General features: G+C 66.6%; 14 protein-coding genes. 10 read left to right on the top strand and 4 right to left on the bottom strand.

The annotated features are described in order from the left end of the window. On the bottom strand, positions 1-511 hold a 511-nt coding region (locus VJ673_RS22460; RefSeq protein WP_324128406.1), incomplete at its 3' end, for an S-adenosylmethionine synthetase N-terminal domain-containing protein. A 195-nt stretch (positions 512-706) separates the two neighbouring features. Between VJ673_RS22460 and VJ673_RS22455 the strand changes: the two genes are divergently transcribed. The 7 genes from VJ673_RS22455 to VJ673_RS22425 all read left to right on the top strand — a co-directional run bounded on the left by VJ673_RS22455 (position 707) and on the right by VJ673_RS22425 (position 7087). Beyond that, entirely contained in the window at positions 707-1621 is a 915-nt protein-coding gene (locus VJ673_RS22455) for a lysophospholipid acyltransferase family protein (protein WP_324128405.1), read from the top strand. A 5-nt stretch (positions 1622-1626) separates the two neighbouring features. Further along, entirely contained in the window at positions 1627-2499 is an 873-nt protein-coding gene (locus VJ673_RS22450; RefSeq protein ID WP_414635682.1) for a lysophospholipid acyltransferase family protein, read from the top strand. Between the two features lie 119 nt (positions 2500-2618). Next, a complete protein-coding gene (gene dapF / locus VJ673_RS22445) occupies positions 2619-3452 on the top strand; it encodes a diaminopimelate epimerase (protein ID WP_324128403.1) in 834 nt (277 codons plus the stop codon). Between the two features lie 47 nt (positions 3453-3499). Continuing rightward, positions 3500-4150: a DUF484 family protein gene (locus VJ673_RS22440; RefSeq protein ID WP_324128402.1), complete on the top strand. Its 651-nt coding sequence runs from the start codon at positions 3500-3502 to the stop codon at positions 4148-4150. A 2-nt stretch (positions 4151-4152) separates the two neighbouring features. Then, a complete protein-coding gene (gene xerC, locus VJ673_RS22435) occupies positions 4153-5079 on the top strand; it encodes a tyrosine recombinase XerC (protein ID WP_324128401.1) in 927 nt (308 codons plus the stop codon). A 262-nt stretch (positions 5080-5341) separates the two neighbouring features. Beyond that, positions 5342-5824, top strand: coding sequence for a hypothetical protein (locus tag VJ673_RS22430; protein ID WP_324128400.1), 483 nt, complete (start codon positions 5342-5344; stop codon positions 5822-5824). Between the two features lie 72 nt (positions 5825-5896). Next, a complete protein-coding gene (locus tag VJ673_RS22425) occupies positions 5897-7087 on the top strand; it encodes a class I SAM-dependent rRNA methyltransferase (protein WP_324128399.1) in 1191 nt (396 codons plus the stop codon). Here VJ673_RS22425 and VJ673_RS22420 read toward each other — a convergent pair. The 3 genes from VJ673_RS22420 to VJ673_RS22410 all read right to left on the bottom strand — a co-directional run bounded on the left by VJ673_RS22420 (position 7075) and on the right by VJ673_RS22410 (position 10647). After that, positions 7075-7431 carry a hypothetical protein gene (locus tag VJ673_RS22420; RefSeq protein ID WP_324128398.1) on the bottom strand — a complete coding sequence of 119 codons (357 nt, stop codon included), beginning with the start codon at positions 7429-7431 and terminating at the stop codon, positions 7075-7077. The genes VJ673_RS22425 and VJ673_RS22420 overlap by 13 nt on opposite strands. 9 nt (positions 7432-7440) lie before the next feature. Next, positions 7441-8490, bottom strand: coding sequence for a Holliday junction branch migration DNA helicase RuvB (gene ruvB / locus VJ673_RS22415; RefSeq protein WP_324128397.1), 1050 nt, complete (start codon positions 8488-8490; stop codon positions 7441-7443). Between the two features lie 168 nt (positions 8491-8658). Then, positions 8659-10647, bottom strand: a complete 1989-nt coding sequence (locus VJ673_RS22410; RefSeq protein WP_324128396.1) for a sigma-54-dependent Fis family transcriptional regulator — start codon at positions 10645-10647, stop codon at positions 8659-8661. Between the two features lie 411 nt (positions 10648-11058). Here VJ673_RS22410 and VJ673_RS22405 point away from each other — a divergent pair, with 411 nt between their 5' ends. The 3 genes from VJ673_RS22405 to VJ673_RS22395 are packed head-to-tail and all read left to right on the top strand — an operon-like array spanning position 11059 to position 16075. Next, positions 11059-13206 (top strand): hydantoinase/oxoprolinase family protein, encoded by a 2148-nt coding sequence (locus VJ673_RS22405; protein ID WP_324128395.1) that lies wholly within the window; start codon positions 11059-11061, stop codon positions 13204-13206. A 14-nt stretch (positions 13207-13220) separates the two neighbouring features. Then, entirely contained in the window at positions 13221-15545 is a 2325-nt protein-coding gene (locus VJ673_RS22400) for a hydantoinase B/oxoprolinase family protein (RefSeq protein ID WP_324128394.1), read from the top strand. A 23-nt stretch (positions 15546-15568) separates the two neighbouring features. Beyond that, entirely contained in the window at positions 15569-16075 is a 507-nt protein-coding gene (locus tag VJ673_RS22395; protein ID WP_324128393.1) for an acetone carboxylase subunit gamma, read from the top strand. The last annotated feature ends 128 nt before the right edge of the window (positions 16076-16203 follow it).

Raw genomic sequence — 16203 nt, 5'->3', positions numbered from 1 at the left:
GGCTCTTCGCGTCCGGGCGCAGCCAGTTGAGGCGGCCGTCCTTACGCAGCTCGGCCTGGCGCTGCATGATGCGGTGGGCGTAGTAGATCGGTAGCGGCATCAGCGACGGCGTCTCGTTGCACGCGTAGCCGAACATCAGGCCCTGGTCGCCGGCGCCCTGGTCGAGGTCGATGCCTTCGCCTTCATTGACGCCCTGGGCGATGTCGGGCGACTGGCGGTTGATCGCCGTCAGGATCGCGCACGACTTGTAGTCGAAGCCGATCTCGGAGTTGTCATAGCCGATGCGGCGGATGACGTCCTGCGCGATTTCCTTGTAGTTCGGGTGGGCGTGGGTCGTGATTTCGCCGGAGATCACGACGAGGCCCGTCGACACGAGGGTTTCGCACGCGACGCGCGCGTGGGGATCTTCGGCGAGGATCGCGTCGAGGACGCCGTCGGACACCTGGTCCGCGACCTTGTCGGGATGGCCTTCCGAGACCGATTCCGAGGTGAAGAGGAATTCCTTGCTCACTGAGCTGCTCCTGAAAAACAAAAATCCCCGGTGCTGTCCGGCGTTGCCGGCTCCGGGGATTTCGTCGAGCAGGCGACGCTTTAGCAGTACTTGTTTGCCACGACCGGTTTGGTGCGCTCGCGGCCCCGCCCTGCAAGTTGTCGTATTAACTCGGCGGGTAAGCGATAATTATAGCTTCCGTATTCAGTCGGTCAAATGCGCGTCGCCCGTCGGCCCGCACGGAGGCCGGCGCTTGTGATCGTGACCGTCGATTTTCTCTTTCGTATTCTCGCCCGCTTTCCGCTCTCCTGGCTGCATTGCCTGGGCGGCATTGCGGGCTGGCTGACCTGGCGCTTCTCGCCGACCTACGCCCGCCGCCTCGAAGAAAACCTCACGCGTGCCCTCGGACGCCGCGATCCCGCGGTTCTGCGCGCGGCGATCCGTGAAGCCGGCCGCCAGGCCCTCGAGCTGCCCTATGTATGGCTGCGTCCGCAGGACGAGGTGCTGTCGCGCATCGTTCGCGTCGAAGGGGCCGAGTTGCTCGCACAGGCGCGCGCCGACGGTGCGAGCGTGCTGCTGCTGACGCCGCATCTGGGCTGCTTCGAGATGTGTGCGCAATATTGCTCCACGCATGGGCCGATCACGGTGTTGTTCCGCGAGCCGCGCAAGGCGGCGCTGGGGCCCTTGATGGAGGCGGGGCGCAAGCGCGGCAACATCAGCGTCGCGCCTGCCGACGTGTCCGGTGTGCGCCGCCTCGTGAAGGCACTGCGTGGCGGCGAGATGGTCGGCATGCTGCCGGACCAGGCCCCGGGGCAGGGCGAGGGTGTGTGGGCGCCGTTCTTCGGCAAGCTCGCGTGGACGATGACGCTCGCGGCGCGCCTGTCGGAGGTGAAGGGCGTGCGCGTGATCATGCTGTGGACGGAGCGCCTGCCGCGCGGCCAAGGCTATGTGCTGAGGGTGTCGGAGCCGGTCGAGCCGATCACGGGCTCGCTCGAGGAGCGCTGCGTGAAGATCAACCGTGCGATCGAGCGCCTGATCCTCGCCTGCCCGCAGCAATACCTGTGGGGCTACAACCGCTACAAGCGTCCCTCCGGCGTCGAGCCGCCGCCGGCCGAAGGGGGCGCGCAATGAGAATCCTGAGCTATCTCGCGGTCGCCGTCTTCTGGCTGCTGCACTGGCTGCCGCTGCCGGTGCTGGCCGTGCTGGGCGAGGCACTCGGCGAACTGCTGTTCCTGGTCGGACGACATCGCCGTCACGTCGTCACGGTCAATCTGCGCCTGTGCTTTCCCGAGCTCGACGACGCGGCGCGGCGGCGCCTCGCGCGTGCGCATTTCCGCGCGCTCGGCCGCAGCCTGCTCGAACGCGGGCTGGTGTGGTGGGCGAGCAAGGAGCGACTGCAGAGACTGATCCGTTTCGAGGGCGTGGAACACCTGCGCGCGCTGGTCGATGCCGGCACGCCGGTGATGATGCTGTCGCCGCACTTCCTCGGCCTCGACATGGGCGGGGCGCGCATCGCGATGGAGTTCGACAGCGTCAGCGTCTATGCGCGGCAGAACAACCCGGTCTTCGACCGGCTGCTCTACCACGGCCGCAGCCGCTTCGGCGACCAGCTGCTGCTGTCGCGCCAGGACGGGGTGCGCGGCACGATCAAGGCGATGAAGGCCGGACGGCCCTTCTACTACCTGCCGGACATGGATTACGGGCGCAAGGACGCGATCTTCGTGCCCTTCTTCGGCGTGCCGGCGGCGACGATCACCGGCGTGTCGCGCCTGTCGCGTCTCGCGCGCGCCGCGGTCGTACCCTGTGTGACGCGCCAGTTGCCGGGCGGTCGCGGTTATGTCGTGCAATTCGGGGCGCCATGGCCCGACTTCCCGACCGAGGACGTCGAGGCTGACACCTTGCGGATGAACCGTTGGCTCGAATCGGTGGTCCGTACGATGCCGGAGCAGTACTACTGGGTGCATCGCCGCTTCAAGACCCGCCCGCGCGGCGAACCCCGCCTATATTGATATGACTGCCGCACCGGGCGGGAAGTGGACTCCCCCCGGTCGCTGCGCGAGAATTGCCGGATTCGCCCACCGCGAATCCCCCGCCAATCGCTCACCTGAGCCTCACCCGAAGATCCGCCATGCGCCTGCGCTTTGCCAAGATGCACGGACTGGGCAACGATTTCGTCGTCATCGACGCGGTCCGCCAGTCCGTCGAGCTGACTCCCGAACGCGTCCGTTTTCTCGCCGATCGCCATTTCGGCGTCGGCTGCGACCAGTTGCTGGTGGTCGAACCGGCCACGCAGCTCGGCGTCGATTTCCGCTACCGCATCTTCAACGCCGACGGCGGCGAGGTGGAGCAGTGCGGCAACGGGGCGCGCTGCTTCGTGCGTTTCGTGCATGAGCAGGGCCTCACCGACAAGCGCGAGATCCGCGTCGAGACGAAGTCGGGCGTCATCGCGCCGAAGCTCGAGGAAAGCGGGCTCGTGACCGTCGACATGGGCGTGCCGGTATTCGAGCCGGCGCGCGTGCCTTTCGTGTCGGATTCGGATGCCGTCGTGCAGCCGCTCGACGTCGCGGGCGAAACGGTGGCGATCACCGCGGTGTCGATGGGCAATCCCCATGCGGTGCAGGTCGTCGCCGACGTCGACAGCGCGCCGGTCGCGAGCCAGGGCCCGTTGATCGAGCATCACGCCCGCTTCCCCGCGCGCGTAAACGCAGGCTTTATGCAGGTCGTCGACGAACACAATATCCGTTTGCGCGTGTACGAACGCGGGGCCGGCGAGACGCTCGCCTGCGGCACCGGCGCGTGCGCGGCCGTCGTCGCGGGCATCAGCCGCGAACTGCTGGCGTCGCCGGTGCGCGTGCATACACGCGGCGGCGAGCTGGAGATTGCATGGGGCGGACCGGGCCAGCCGGTGCGGATGACCGGGCCCGCCGTGACCGTATTTGCCGGCGAGATCGAGCTCGCCTGACCCTCATACCCTGGGGCGCCGTCCGCGCCCGACTGGAGTTGTCTGTAATGAATGCCACCGATGTCGCACGTTACCTGAAGGAAAATCCCGATTTTCTGTCCGACCACGGGGAATTGTTCTCCGAGCTGACCGTGCCGCATCCGCACGGGGGCCAGGCGATCTCGCTTGGCGAGCGGCAGCTGCATGCGCTGCGCGACAAGATCCGTCAGCTCGAAGGCAAGCTCGCGGAGCTGATCCGCTTCGGCGAGGAGAACGACGAAATCGGCGGCAAGGTGCACGGCCTGAGCCTCGACCTGCTCGCCGCGGAGGACTACGAGAGTTTGCGCGGGGTGCTGTTCGAGAGCCTGCGCAGCGATTTCTCGGTGCCGAACGTCGCGCTACGTGTATGGAACAGCGTGCTGACGCGCGCCGGCGAGGATTTTTCGCCGGTCACCGAATCGGTGCGCTTTTTCGCCGGCGACCTGCGCCACCCCTACTGCGGTGCGCCGGGCAACCTGGAGGTGCTCGATTGGTTCGGCGTCGCTGCGCCACACGTGCGCTCGGTCGCGTTGGTGCCGCTGCGTCGCGAGGCACAGGTGTTCGGCCTGCTCGCGCTCGGTAGCGAAGAGGCGGAGCGCTTCTACGCCGAGATGGGCACGCTCTACCTGTCGCGCATCGGCGACCTCGTCGCCGCCGCCTTGCGCCGCCAGCTCGGCTGAGCATGGACGCGCCGCGGGGGGCGGAGGGCGGGCCGCAAGAGCCACCGGAGTGGCTGGACGCCTATCTCGACTACCTCGCGACCCAGCGGCGGGCGGCGCCGCTGACGCTCGAAAACTATCGGCGCGATCTCCTGCGTCTGGATGCGTTGCGTGACGGGCGCTCGCCCGTCGATCTGACATCCCACGACATCCGCCGCTTCGTCGCGCGCCTGCACGCGCAGGGGCTGGGCGGGCGCTCGATCGCGCGTGTGTTGTCGGCCTGGCGAGGCCTCTATCGCTGGCTGATTCGCCATCGGCGGGCGCTCGAGGTGAATCCCGTGGAAGGCGTGCGTGCGCCCAAGTCGCCGCAGCGTCTGCCGAAGGCGCTGTCGCCGGACCAGGCGCAGGCGCTGCTCGACGCGCCGGGCGAGGAGCCGCTCGACGTGCGCGACCGCGCGATGTTCGAGCTCTTCTATTCATCCGGACTGCGCCTGGCCGAGCTCGCGGCCTTGGAGGTCGATGGTGGATTGGATCCCCTTGAGGGCATGATCACGGTGCGCGGCAAGCGCGCCAAGATGCGGACCGTGCCGGTCGGCAAACCCGCCCTCGCGGCCCTGCAGGCTTGGTTCGCGGAGCGCGCGGCTTTCGTCCCGGCCGACGGCGAGACGGCGCTCTTCGTGACGCGCTCCGGTGGGCGCATGAGCCCGGGCGCGATCCGCTCGCGCCTTGCGGCATGGGCCGAGAAATGCGGGCTGGGCGTGCACGTGCATCCCCATATGCTGCGCCACAGTTTCGCCAGCCATCTGCTGCAGTCGAGCGGCGATCTTCGCGCGGTGCAGGAGCTGCTGGGACACGCCAGCATTCGCAGCACGCAGGTCTATACGCACCTTGATTTCCAGCATCTGGCGAAGGTCTACGACGCTGCACATCCGCGTGCGAAACGCCGATGAGATTCGCCGGTGAAGCGCATACTCAGGACGTTTCAGCCCGTGCGTGAAAAAGTGTAAATTTATGCCCAAATCGGGTAACAACATTAGCGGGAGGTGATGGGGTCTAGGCTATGCTCGGTTCAAAACCTCCTTCTTAAAGGGGTTGAAAAGAGTCTGTGATAGACCGAGTTTTGATGACGACCGCCTTGTGTGCCCCGAGGAGCGGGCGAAAAGAATAAGGCAGTCACGCCCAACAACGAAAAATTCACGAAACAACAATTTCATGGGCAAGTCCTGCTACACCGCTCCGACTACGCGACCGGCGGCCCTCGACCCTGGCGCAAAGGTATTGCGAGCCGCGGCGGTCCTGCTCGCGCGCTATCAGATCCGCAGCCTGCGACGGCTGTTCGAGGAATTCGAGCGCGACATCCTGTTGCCGATCCTGCTCGGTGAGATCGCATTGCATAACCTCGGCGCCCTCGAGAATGGGCTCAGCGCGGGTATCTTTGACGATATGTCGTCATTGATGACACGTTTGCGACCTTGCAACGCCTACTCGATCGCCGCGGCGACGGGCCTGCCGCGCGAGACCGTCCGACGCAAGATCGCGCGCCTGGCCGACCTCGGCTGGATCACGCGGCAGGGCAACGGCCATCTGTTCCTGACCCAACAGGCGGTGCAGCATTTCGGCGACCTGCTCGGTTCGCGTGATCTGCCCGAACTGCTCGAAACTGCCGACAAACTCCGTCGCTTCCTCGAGGTCTGAGGCCCGCCGTCTGGCGACGGCGGCAGGCAGGCGATACACTCTCGCGCCTGTCCCTTCCTGCGGTTCCGTCCCATGTCCAAGCTGATCCTCAAACCCGGCAAGGAGCGTTCGCTCCTGCGCCGTCACCCGTGGGTGTTTGCCGGCTCCGTCGAGCGGCTCGAAGGACGCGCGCGGCCGGGCGACACCGTTGAAGTCGCTGCCGAAGACGGGCGTGAGCTCGGGCGCGCCGCATGGTCGCCGGAGTCGCAGATCCGTGCGCGGATGTGGACTTTCGCATCGGATGTGTCGATCGACCACGCCTTCTTCAAGCGCCGCGTCGCCGAATCGGTCGCGCGGCGGGCGACGCATCCGCTGCTCGCGAATGAAACCGGCGTGCGCCTGATCCACGGCGAATCGGACGGCCTGCCGGGCGTGATCGCCGACCGCTTCGGCGATGTCGTCGTTGTGCAGCTCACAAGCGCGGGCGCCGAGAAGTGGCGCGACGCGATCGTCGCGGGGCTGGTGCAGGCGACAGGCTGCAAGGCGGTCTACGAGCGCTCGGATTCGGATGTGCGCAAGCTCGAAGGCTTGGAGCTGAAGACCGGGTGCGTGTACGGCGAACTCCCCGAAGGGGCACTGACGATCGTCGAGAACGGCGTGCGCATGGAAGTCGATGTCGTCGCGGGCCACAAGACCGGGTTCTACCTCGATCAGCGCGAAAACCGCAAACTGACTGGCATGCTCGCCGCCGGCCGTAGCGTGCTGAACTGCTTCTGCTATACGGGCGGTTTCTCGCTGCAGGCGCTCGCCGGAGGGGCGACGTCGGTGCTGTCGATCGACTCGTCGGGACCGGCGCTGGAAGTGGCGCGGCGCAACGTCGCGCTGAATCCGCAGCTCGACGCCTCGCGCGCCGAGTGGATGGAGGCCGACGTGTTCGCGGCGCTGCGCGCGCTGAAGGCCGAAGGGCGGCGCTTCGACCTGATCGTGCTCGATCCGCCGAAGTTCGCGCCGTCGGCGGCACATGCGGACCGGGCGTCGCGGGCGTACAAGGACATCAACCTCTTCGGCTTCCGCCTGCTCAATCCGGGGGGCATCCTGATGACTTACTCGTGCTCGGGCGGCATCGGGCTGGAGCTCTTCCAGAAGATCGTCGCGGGGGCGGCGAGCGATGCGGGCGTCGATGGGCGCATCCTGCATCGGCTGTCGGCCGCGGCCGACCATCCGATCGGGCTGGCGGTGCCGGAAGGCGAATACCTGAAGGGCTTGGCCGTTCAGGTCGGTTGATCGATAGTACTTCCCGGCGCACGCCAGTCCGGGTTCGGGCCGCGTTCGCCGAGGCTGAAGGCGGCGCTGACGAGGCCCAGCGCGAGCAGGATCAGCAGGAAGTAGCGGATCTGCCAGCGCTGCGACGCGCTGCCCACACGGCCGCGTCGGGCCTGGCCGATCGCCATCAGGCCGGCTCCGGCGATCGTCAGCAGGCCGGCGCCGAGGAGTTGCGAGGCGAGCCCGCCGAGGAAGATGCCTTGCGACGGGTCGAATCGGTCCGGCCAGAAGAAGGCCGGCCCTTGCAGCAGCCACAGACCGCCGACCGTGCACAGCACGATCGTGAAGGCGATGAAGGTGCGCATGCCTCGGGCTTAGGCGCTGAACAGGTCTCCGTCGCCGCGTCCCGGACGGGCGAGGCCGAAGTGTTCCCAGATGGCGGCGGTCGCGATCCGTCCGCGCGGCGTGCGTTGCAGGTAGCCCTGCTGGATCAGGTAGGGTTCGAGCACGTCCTCGATGGTGTCTGAGGATTCGCCGATCGCCGCGGCGAGGTTGTCGAGGCCGACCGGGCCGCCGGCGAATTTTTCCAGCATCGCGCCGAGCAGTTTGCGGTCCATCAGGTCGAGGCCGAGGTGGTCGACGTCGAGCATGCGCAGGGCCGCGTCGGCGACCTTGGCGGAGATGTCGCCATCGGCCTTCACCTGTGCATAGTCGCGCACGCGGCGGAGCAGCCGGTTGGCGATCCGCGGCGTGCCGCGCGAGCGGCGCGCGATCTCGAAGGCACCGTCTTCATCGATTGCGACGTCGAGCAGGCGCGCCGAGCGGCTGACGATGAAGGCAAGCTCCTCGGGCGTGTAGAACTCCAGCCGTGCCACGATGCCGAAGCGGTCGCGCAGCGGGTTGGTCAGCATGCCGGCGCGCGTCGTCGCGCCGACCAGCGTGAAGGGCGGCAGGTCGAGCTTGACCGAGCGCGCTGCCGGGCCTTCGCCGATCATGATGTCGATCTGGAAGTCTTCCAGCGCGGGGTAGAGGATCTCCTCGACGACCGGCGACAGGCGGTGGATCTCGTCGATGAAGAGGACGTCGTGCGGTTCGAGGTTCGTCAGCAGCGCCGCGAGGTCGCCGGCGCGTTCGAGCACCGGGCCGGAGGTCTGGCGGAGATTGACGCCCATCTCGGCGGCGACGATGTGTGCGAGCGTAGTCTTGCCGAGACCCGGCGGGCCGAAGAGCAGTACGTGGTCGAGCGCTTCGCTGCGCTGGCGCGCAGCGGCGATGAAGATTTCGAGCTGTTCGCGGATCTTTGCCTGGCCGACGTATTCGGCGAGCCGCTTCGGGCGCAGCGCGCGCTCGACGGCGTCTTCCTGGCGGTCGGCGGGCTGCGCCGAGATCAGGCGCGGGGCCTGGAGCTTGTCGGTTTCGATCATGGGGGAGAAGTGTACTGCGAAAGGGCGCCGGGGTTGCCGAATTGCGTGAGGGCCTGTGGGGCGGAAACGGGAAGCGCCTTCCGCCGCACCTGACGTTTCGTTAATGGGGGCGATAACGCGTCCGGCTCATCCGCCCTACGGTTCCACCACTCCGAACAGTCCGTCTCGTCAGTGCCGCTTGCTCGGCGGTTCGATCTGGATGCGCAGGTTCGCGAGCTTGACGTAGAGCGTGCTGCGCGAGATGCCGAGCAGCTTTGCGGCGCGCGAGATGTTGCCCTTGGCGTTGGCGACCGCGGAGTAGATGGCCTGGCGTTCGAGGTTTTCGAGGCTGGTGCAGGGGAGGGCGGTCGACGCGTTGGTCGCGGCTTCGGCGGCAGGCGAGGGCCCGCGGATTTCGTCCGGCAGCAGCGAGGCGTCGATCGCGTCCCCTTCGGAGAGCGCGAAGACCGATTCGAACACGTTCTGCAGTTCGCGCACGTTGCCGGGCCAGCGGTAGTCGCGGAAGGCGGCGCGGACGTCGCGGCCGATGTGGCGCGGCGGGCAGCCGTACTTGGCGGCGAGGCGCGTGTTGAGATGGTCGAGGATCCGGTCGATGTCGCCGGGGCGTTCGCGCAGTGCGGGCAGGCGCAGCGTGGTGACGCACAGTCGGTGATACAGATCCTCGCGGAAGCGGCCGGCCGCGACTTCGCTCTTCAGGTCGCGGTTGGTCGCGGCGATCAGCCGCACCGAGACGCGCCGCTCGCGGGTGTCGCCGAGGCGCACGACGACGCCGTCCTGCAGTACGCGCAGGAGATGCGGCTGCATGTCGAGCGGCATCTCGCCGATTTCGTCGAGGAAGAGCGTGCCGCCGTCGGCGAGTTCGAACTTGCCGGCGAGGCCGCCGCGGCGCGCGCCGGTGAAGGCGCCTTCGGCATAGCCGAAGAGTTCGCTGGCGAGGAGTTCGCGGGTCAGCGCGCCGCAATTGACGGCGATGAAGGGGGCGGCGGATTTCGCGCCGCTCAAGTGGATCGCGCGCGCGAACACTTCCTTGCCGACACCGGTCTCGCCCAGCAGCATCACCGGCAGGTCCAGTGTCGCGAGCCGGCGGGCGCGGGAACGGGCGTTGTCGATGACTACGCTGTCGCCGATCACGTCGGCGAAGGGATCGGCGCTGCGGGTGGACGATGGGAGTCGCGGAGCGCTCTGCGCGGCAGGCGCGCGATGCGTCAGCGGGATCACGAGCAGCGTGCCCAGATCGCCCTCGGGCGAGTGCAGCGGGTGCAGCCATTCCGAGCGCAACCAGTGCGGTGCGCGAAGGGCGCGCTCCTGCGGCGCGAGCGCGAGGTCGAGCGCGTCGAGTCGGGCTCCCGCTTCCGCCGGCAGGTTCGCGCCGTGTTGTTCGCGGGCCGCCTGGAGGCGTCCGTTGCTCTTGACGATGCGCCCACGGCGGTCGAAGAGCGCGACGCAGTCGCTGCCATAACGCAGGAAGCCGTCCATCGACTGCTCCAGCAGCCGCATCTGCAGGTCCATCTCCTGGTGCGCGATCAGCGATTCGATCTGTCGCGAGGCGGCGATCACGAGGCCGAGGCTGTGGCCGTGGAAGGTCTCCTTGACGCCCGAGACGTCGACGACGCCGAGCAGCAGTCTGCGCGTCGCGTCGAAGACTGGCGCGGCGGCGCAGGTCCAGCGTTTGACGTCGAGGCAGTAGTGTTCGCTCGCGTAGATCTGCACCGGCGCGCGCGCGGCGATCGCGGTGCCGATGGCGTTCGTGCCGATCACTTCCTCGACCCAGCGTCCGCCCTGCGCGAGGTTCACATGCTCGCCGGCCTGGCGCGCGCGGCTGTCGCCTTGCAGGTCGATGATCACGCCGCCGGGGTCGGTGAGCATGATCAGGGTGCCGCATTCGCGCAGCACTTCGCGCAGGTTGTCGAGCACGGGGCGTGCGGCGTCGTAGAGCTGGTGATGCTGTCGGCGCAGCTCGCGGATGCGCGCGTCGTCTGCGGCTGGGGCGCTATGGCTGGCGGGGTCGACGGCATCCGAGCGGCAGCGCCGCCACGATTCGAGCACGACGTCGCGCACCGGTGCCCGCGGCAGCGGATCGTTCTGGACGAAGCGCTCCCAGCATTGGGCGACCGCCTGTTCGTTGTTCGTACGCGGGATGAGCAGACCTGAGGGCATGGCGCGGGCGTCGAAGGCTCTCCGAAGGGGCGGACGATAGTTCGAAGAACTTATGCCTCTGCGTCTCTTACGTCAAGAAAAACCTTGAAAGATCAATTGGTTGTGCAATGCAACATGTCCGGCCCGGACTTGCCCGGAAGCCGGACAGTCGCGGGCCCGGTGTCCGGATTCCGGACAGTCCAAAAAATACCGGATGTCATCGAGCGTTTATTTATCGACCCATACAAACCGCTGATGTGACGCGGTTTTTTTGTCGATCGACGGCCTCGTGACCCGAAGTGGCCCGGCCCTTGCGGAAGAGGTGCCGGGGGCGACAGCTCTCCGGATCGTCCGAGGCGACCGGCCGGTGTCCAGCGTCTGTGGCGACCGGCAGGCACCGTGACTTCCAACACACCAATGACAGGAGGCAACATGCAAGTCCAGCAGTCATCCGTACAGGTGATGGGCATCGATGCCGGCGGCACGATGACCGACACCTTCTTCGTGCGCGCCGACGGCCGCTTCGTCGTCGGCAAGGCCCAGAGCAACCCCGGCGACGAATCGCTCGCCATCTACAACTCCTCCGTCGATGCGTTGGCGCACTGGGGCCGGGAGGTGGATGACGTCTATCCCGAGCTCGTGACCTGCGTCTATTCCGGCACCGCGATGCTCAACCGCATCCTGATGCGCAAGGGCCTCGATGTCGGTCTGATCTGCAACCGCGGCTTCGAGCAGATCCATTCGATGGGCCGTGCGCTGCAGAGCTACCTCGGCTACGCGCTGGAAGACCGCATCCACCTCAACACGCACCGCTACGACGAGCCGCTGGTGCCGGTCTCGCGCACCCGTGGCGTGACCGAGCGCACGGACGTGCAGGGCAAGGTCGTGATCCCGCTGCGCGAGGAAGAAGTGCGCCAGGCGACGCGCGAGCTGGTGGAAGCCGGTTCGCAGGCGATCGTGATCTGCCTGCTGCAGTCCCACAAGAACGAAAGCAGCGAGCTGCGCGCCCGCGATCTGGTCAGGGATGAGCTGAAGAAGTTGAAGGTCGACATCCCGGTGTTCGCTTCGGTGGATTACTACCCGTCGCGCAAGGAAAGCCACCGGATGAACACGACCATCCTCGAAGCCTACGGCGCCGAACCTTCGCGTCAGACGCTGAAGAAGGTCAGCGACCGCTTCAAGAAGCACGGCGCGAAGTTCGACCTGCGGGTGATGGCGACGCACGGCGGCACGATCTCGTGGAAGGCCAAGGAACTGGCGCGCACCATCGTCTCCGGCCCGATCGGCGGCGTGATCGGCTCGAAGCTGCTGGGCGAGTACCTGGGTGACGAGAACATCGCCTGCTCGGACATCGGCGGCACCTCCTTCGACGTGGCGCTGATCACCAAGGGTAGCTTCGCGATCAAGTCCGACCCCGACATGGCCCGCCTGGTGCTGTCGCTGCCGCTGGTCGCGATGGACTCGGTCGGCGCCGGTGCCGGCAGCTTCGTGCGCCTCGACCCGTACAGCAAGTCGATCAAGCTCGGCCCGGACAGCGCCGGCTACCGCGTCGGCACCTGCTGGCCGGAAAGCGGGCTGGATACGGTGTCGGTGTCCGACTGCCACGTCGTGCTGGGCTACCTCAACCCGGAGAACTTCCTCGGCGGTGCGATCAAGCTCGACGTGCAGCGCGCCCGCGACCATATCAAGGCGCAGATCGCCGATCCGCTCGGGCTGTCGGTCGAGGACGCCGCGGCGGGCGTCATCGAGCTGCTCGACCTGACGCTCTCCGAGTACCTGCGCGCCAACATCAGCGCCAAGGGCTACAACCCGGCGGAGTTCACGTGCTTCTCCTACGGCGGCGCCGGCCCGGTGCATACCTACGGCTATACCGAGGGCGTCGGCTTCAAGGACGTTGTGGTGCCCGCCTGGGCGGCCGGTTTCTCGGCCTTCGGCTGCGCCTGCGCGGACTTCGAGTATCGCTACGACAAGTCGGTCGACCTCGGCGTGGCGCAGTTCGCCAGCGATGCCGAGAAGGCGGCGGCCTGCGCCAGCCTCCAGCAAGCCTGGGAAGAACTGGCGGTCAAGGTCGTCGATGAGTTCGTGATCAACGGCTACAAGCCGGAAGACGTGATGCTGATCCCCGGCTACAAGATGCAGTACATGGGCCAGCTGAACGACCTCGAGATCGTCTCGCCGGTGTCCTCCGCGGCGACGGCGGCCGACTGGAACCAGATCATCGAGACCTTCGAGAACACCTACGGCCGTGTCTATGCCAACTCGGCGCGTTCGCCGGAACTGGGTTTCTCGATCACCGGCGCGATCCTGCGCGGCATGGTCGTGACGCAGAAGCCGGTATTGCCGGAAGACGCCGACTGCGGCCCGACGCCGCCGAAGGAAGCCTACCTGGGTACGCGCCCCTTCTATCGCCACAAGCGGTGGGTCGATGCGGCGCTGTGGAAGATGGAGTCGCTCAAGGCGGGTAACCACATCGTCGGTCCCGCGATCATCGAATCCGACGCGACGACCTTCGTCGTGCCCGACGGCTTCGAGACGACGGTCGACAAGCACCGCCTGTTCCATCTCAAAGAAGTGAAGTAAGGAGGAGACCCGCCATGAACATGATGACAAACAAGGAAGTCGGCTTTGCCGACCTGCTGAAGAACGGCCAGACGCTGAAGCAGTTCCGCGACGGCATCATCGAGCGCACCAAGACCACCGGTTACTACAACGGCATCGAGAAGCTCGAATTCCGGGACAGCGATCCGATCGGCTACGAGAAGCTGTTCTCCAAGCTGCGCGGCGGCCTCGTGCATGCCCGCGAAACGGCGAAGAAGATCGCCGCGAGCCCGATCGTCGAGCAGGAAGGCGAGCTGTGCTTCACGCTCTATAACGCCGCCGGTGACTGCATCCTGACCTCGACCGGCATCATCATCCACGTCGGCACGATGGGCGCGGCGATCAAGTACATGATCGAGAACAACTGGGAAGGCAACCCCGGCATCAATCCCGGCGACATGTTCACGACCAATGACTGCGCGATCGGCAACGTGCACCCGTGCGACATCGCGACCATCGTCCCGATCTTCTGGGAAGGCAAGCTGATCGGCTGGGTGGGCGGCGTGACGCACGTGATCGACACCGGTGCGGTAACCCCGGGTTCGATGTCCACCGGCCAGACCCAGCGCTTCGGCGATGGTTACATGATCACCTGCCGCAAGACCGGCATCAACGACGAGCCGCTGCGCGACTGGCTGCACGAAAGCCAGCGCTCGGTGCGCACGCCGAAGTACTGGATCCTCGACGAGAAGACCCGGATCGCCGGCTGCCACATGATCCGCGAGCTGGTCGAGGAAGTGATCCGCGCCGACGGTCTCGATGCCTACGAAAAGTTCGGCGCCGAGGTGATCGAGGAAGGCCGCCGCGGCCTGATGAGCCGCATCAAGGCGATGACGCTGCCGGGCAAGTACCGCAAGGTCTCCTTCGTCGATGTGCCGTTCAACCACGAGGACGTGCAGGTCTCGAACGCCTTCGCCAAGCTCGACTCGATCATGCACTCGCCGGTCGAAATGACGATCCGGCCGGACGGCAAGTGGCGCCTCGATTTCGAAGGTGCGAGCCGCTGGGGCTGGCACACCTTCAACGCCCACCAGGTGGCCTTCACCTCGGGCATCTGGGTGATGATGTCGCAGACCCTGGTGCCGACCCAGCGCATCAACGACGGCGCGTACTTCGCGACCGAGTTCAAGCTGCCGAAAGGCACCTGGTGCAACCCAGACGACCGCCGTACCGGCCACGCCTACGCCTGGCACTTCCTGGTCTCCGGCTGGGCAGCGCTGTGGCGCGGCCTCTCGCAGTCCTACTTCAGTCGCGGCTATCTGGAAGAAGTTAACGCCGGCAACGCCAACACCTCGAACTGGCTGCAGGGCGGCGGCATCAACCAGGACGGCGAGATCCACGCGGTCAATAGCTTCGAAGCTTCGAGCTGCGGCACCGGCGCCTGCGCGGTGAAGGACGGCCTCAACCACGCCGCCGCGATCTGGAACCCGGAAGGCGACATGGGCGACATCGAGATCTGGGAGATGGCCGAGCCGCTCCTGTACCTCGGCCGCAACGTGAAGGCCAACTCCGGCGGCTACGGCAAGTATCGCGGTGGTTGCGGCTTCGAGACGCTGCGCATGGTGTGGAACGCCCAGGACTGGACGATGTTCTTCATGGGCAACGGCTTCATGAACAGCGACTGGGGGATGATGGGCGGCTACCCGTCGGCGACCGGCTATCGCTTCGAGGCGCACAAGACCGGTCTGGAGCAGCGCATCGCGATCGGCGACTCGCTGCCGCTCGGGGGCGACCTCGATCCGACTCGCCCGGACTACGAGCGCCACATCGACGCGACCGCCGTGGTCAAGCGCGACAAGCAGTGCATGACCACCGAGGACTGCTACGACAACCACGACCTGTACCTGAACTACCTGCGCGGCGGCCCCGGTTTCGGCGACCCGATCGATCGCGAGCCGAAGGCGATCGAGAACGACCTGAACCAGAAGTTCCTGCTGCCGGAGTACGCGCAGAAGGTCTATGGCGCGGTCTTCACGCAGGACGCGAAGGGCGTGTTCTCGGTCGATCCCGCGAAGACGCAGGCCCGCCGTGCGGAGATCCGCAAGGAGCGTCTGGCCCGTGCGCTGCCGACCCGCGAGTGGATGAAGGAAGAGCGCGAACGCATCGTGAATAAGCACGCGGCCGTGCAGGTGCAGCACATGTTCGCGACGAGCTTCGCCCTGTCGGAAAAATTCACGAACGAGTTCAAGGCCTTCTGGAGCCTGCCCGCCGACTGGCAGCTGCTGGAAACCGAACTGGGCGTGCCGTCCTACGGCTCCAAGCACCGCATGGACCTGTCGCTGCTGCCCGACGTCACGACCGTCGTCCAGGTCGAAGAGTGATCACCGAATCAAGGAGTTGAGAAATGTCTACCTACACCAATGAACAGGTCTCACACCTCGTCGAGGGCTCGCTCGACTGGGAAACCACCTTCCGCATGCTGTCGATGCCCAAGGACAACAGCCGCTTCGAGCAGTACGTGAAGGCGCTGCAGGCCAAGGTGAGCTTCAAGGACAAGATCGTGCTGCCGCTCGGGCCGCATCTCTACATCGTGCAATCGGCGAAGACCAAGCAGTGGGTCACCAAGTGCGACTGCGGCCATGAGTTCGGCGACTACCGGCAGAACTGGAAGCTGAACGCGGCGATCTACGTGCGCGACACCGAGGAGGCGATGACCGAGGTATACCCGAAGCTGATGGCGCCGGACACGCAGTGGCAGGTGTACCGCGAGTACTACTGCCCGACCTGCGGGACGATGCACGACGTCGAGGCGCCGACCCCGTGGTACCCGGTGATCCACGACTTCGAGCCGGACATCGAGGCCTTCTACAAGGAGTGGGTCGGTCTGCCGGTGCCTGAACGCGCGGCGTAAGCCGTCCCGGCCGGGCGGGGTGCCCGGCGGCTGAGGGCCGGCGCTTTCGCCTGGAAAGCGCCGGCCGGGGGGCCGTAGTCCGGGCCCCCGATTTTCCCCGAACAAGGTAACGAACCATGCGAGGCGAA

It is taken from the genome of Aromatoleum sp. (genome assembly GCF_035254505.1).
In the GTDB taxonomy this organism is placed as follows: Bacteria; Pseudomonadota; Gammaproteobacteria; order Burkholderiales; family Rhodocyclaceae; genus Aromatoleum.
This window is presented reverse-complemented; position numbering and strand designations above follow the sequence as displayed.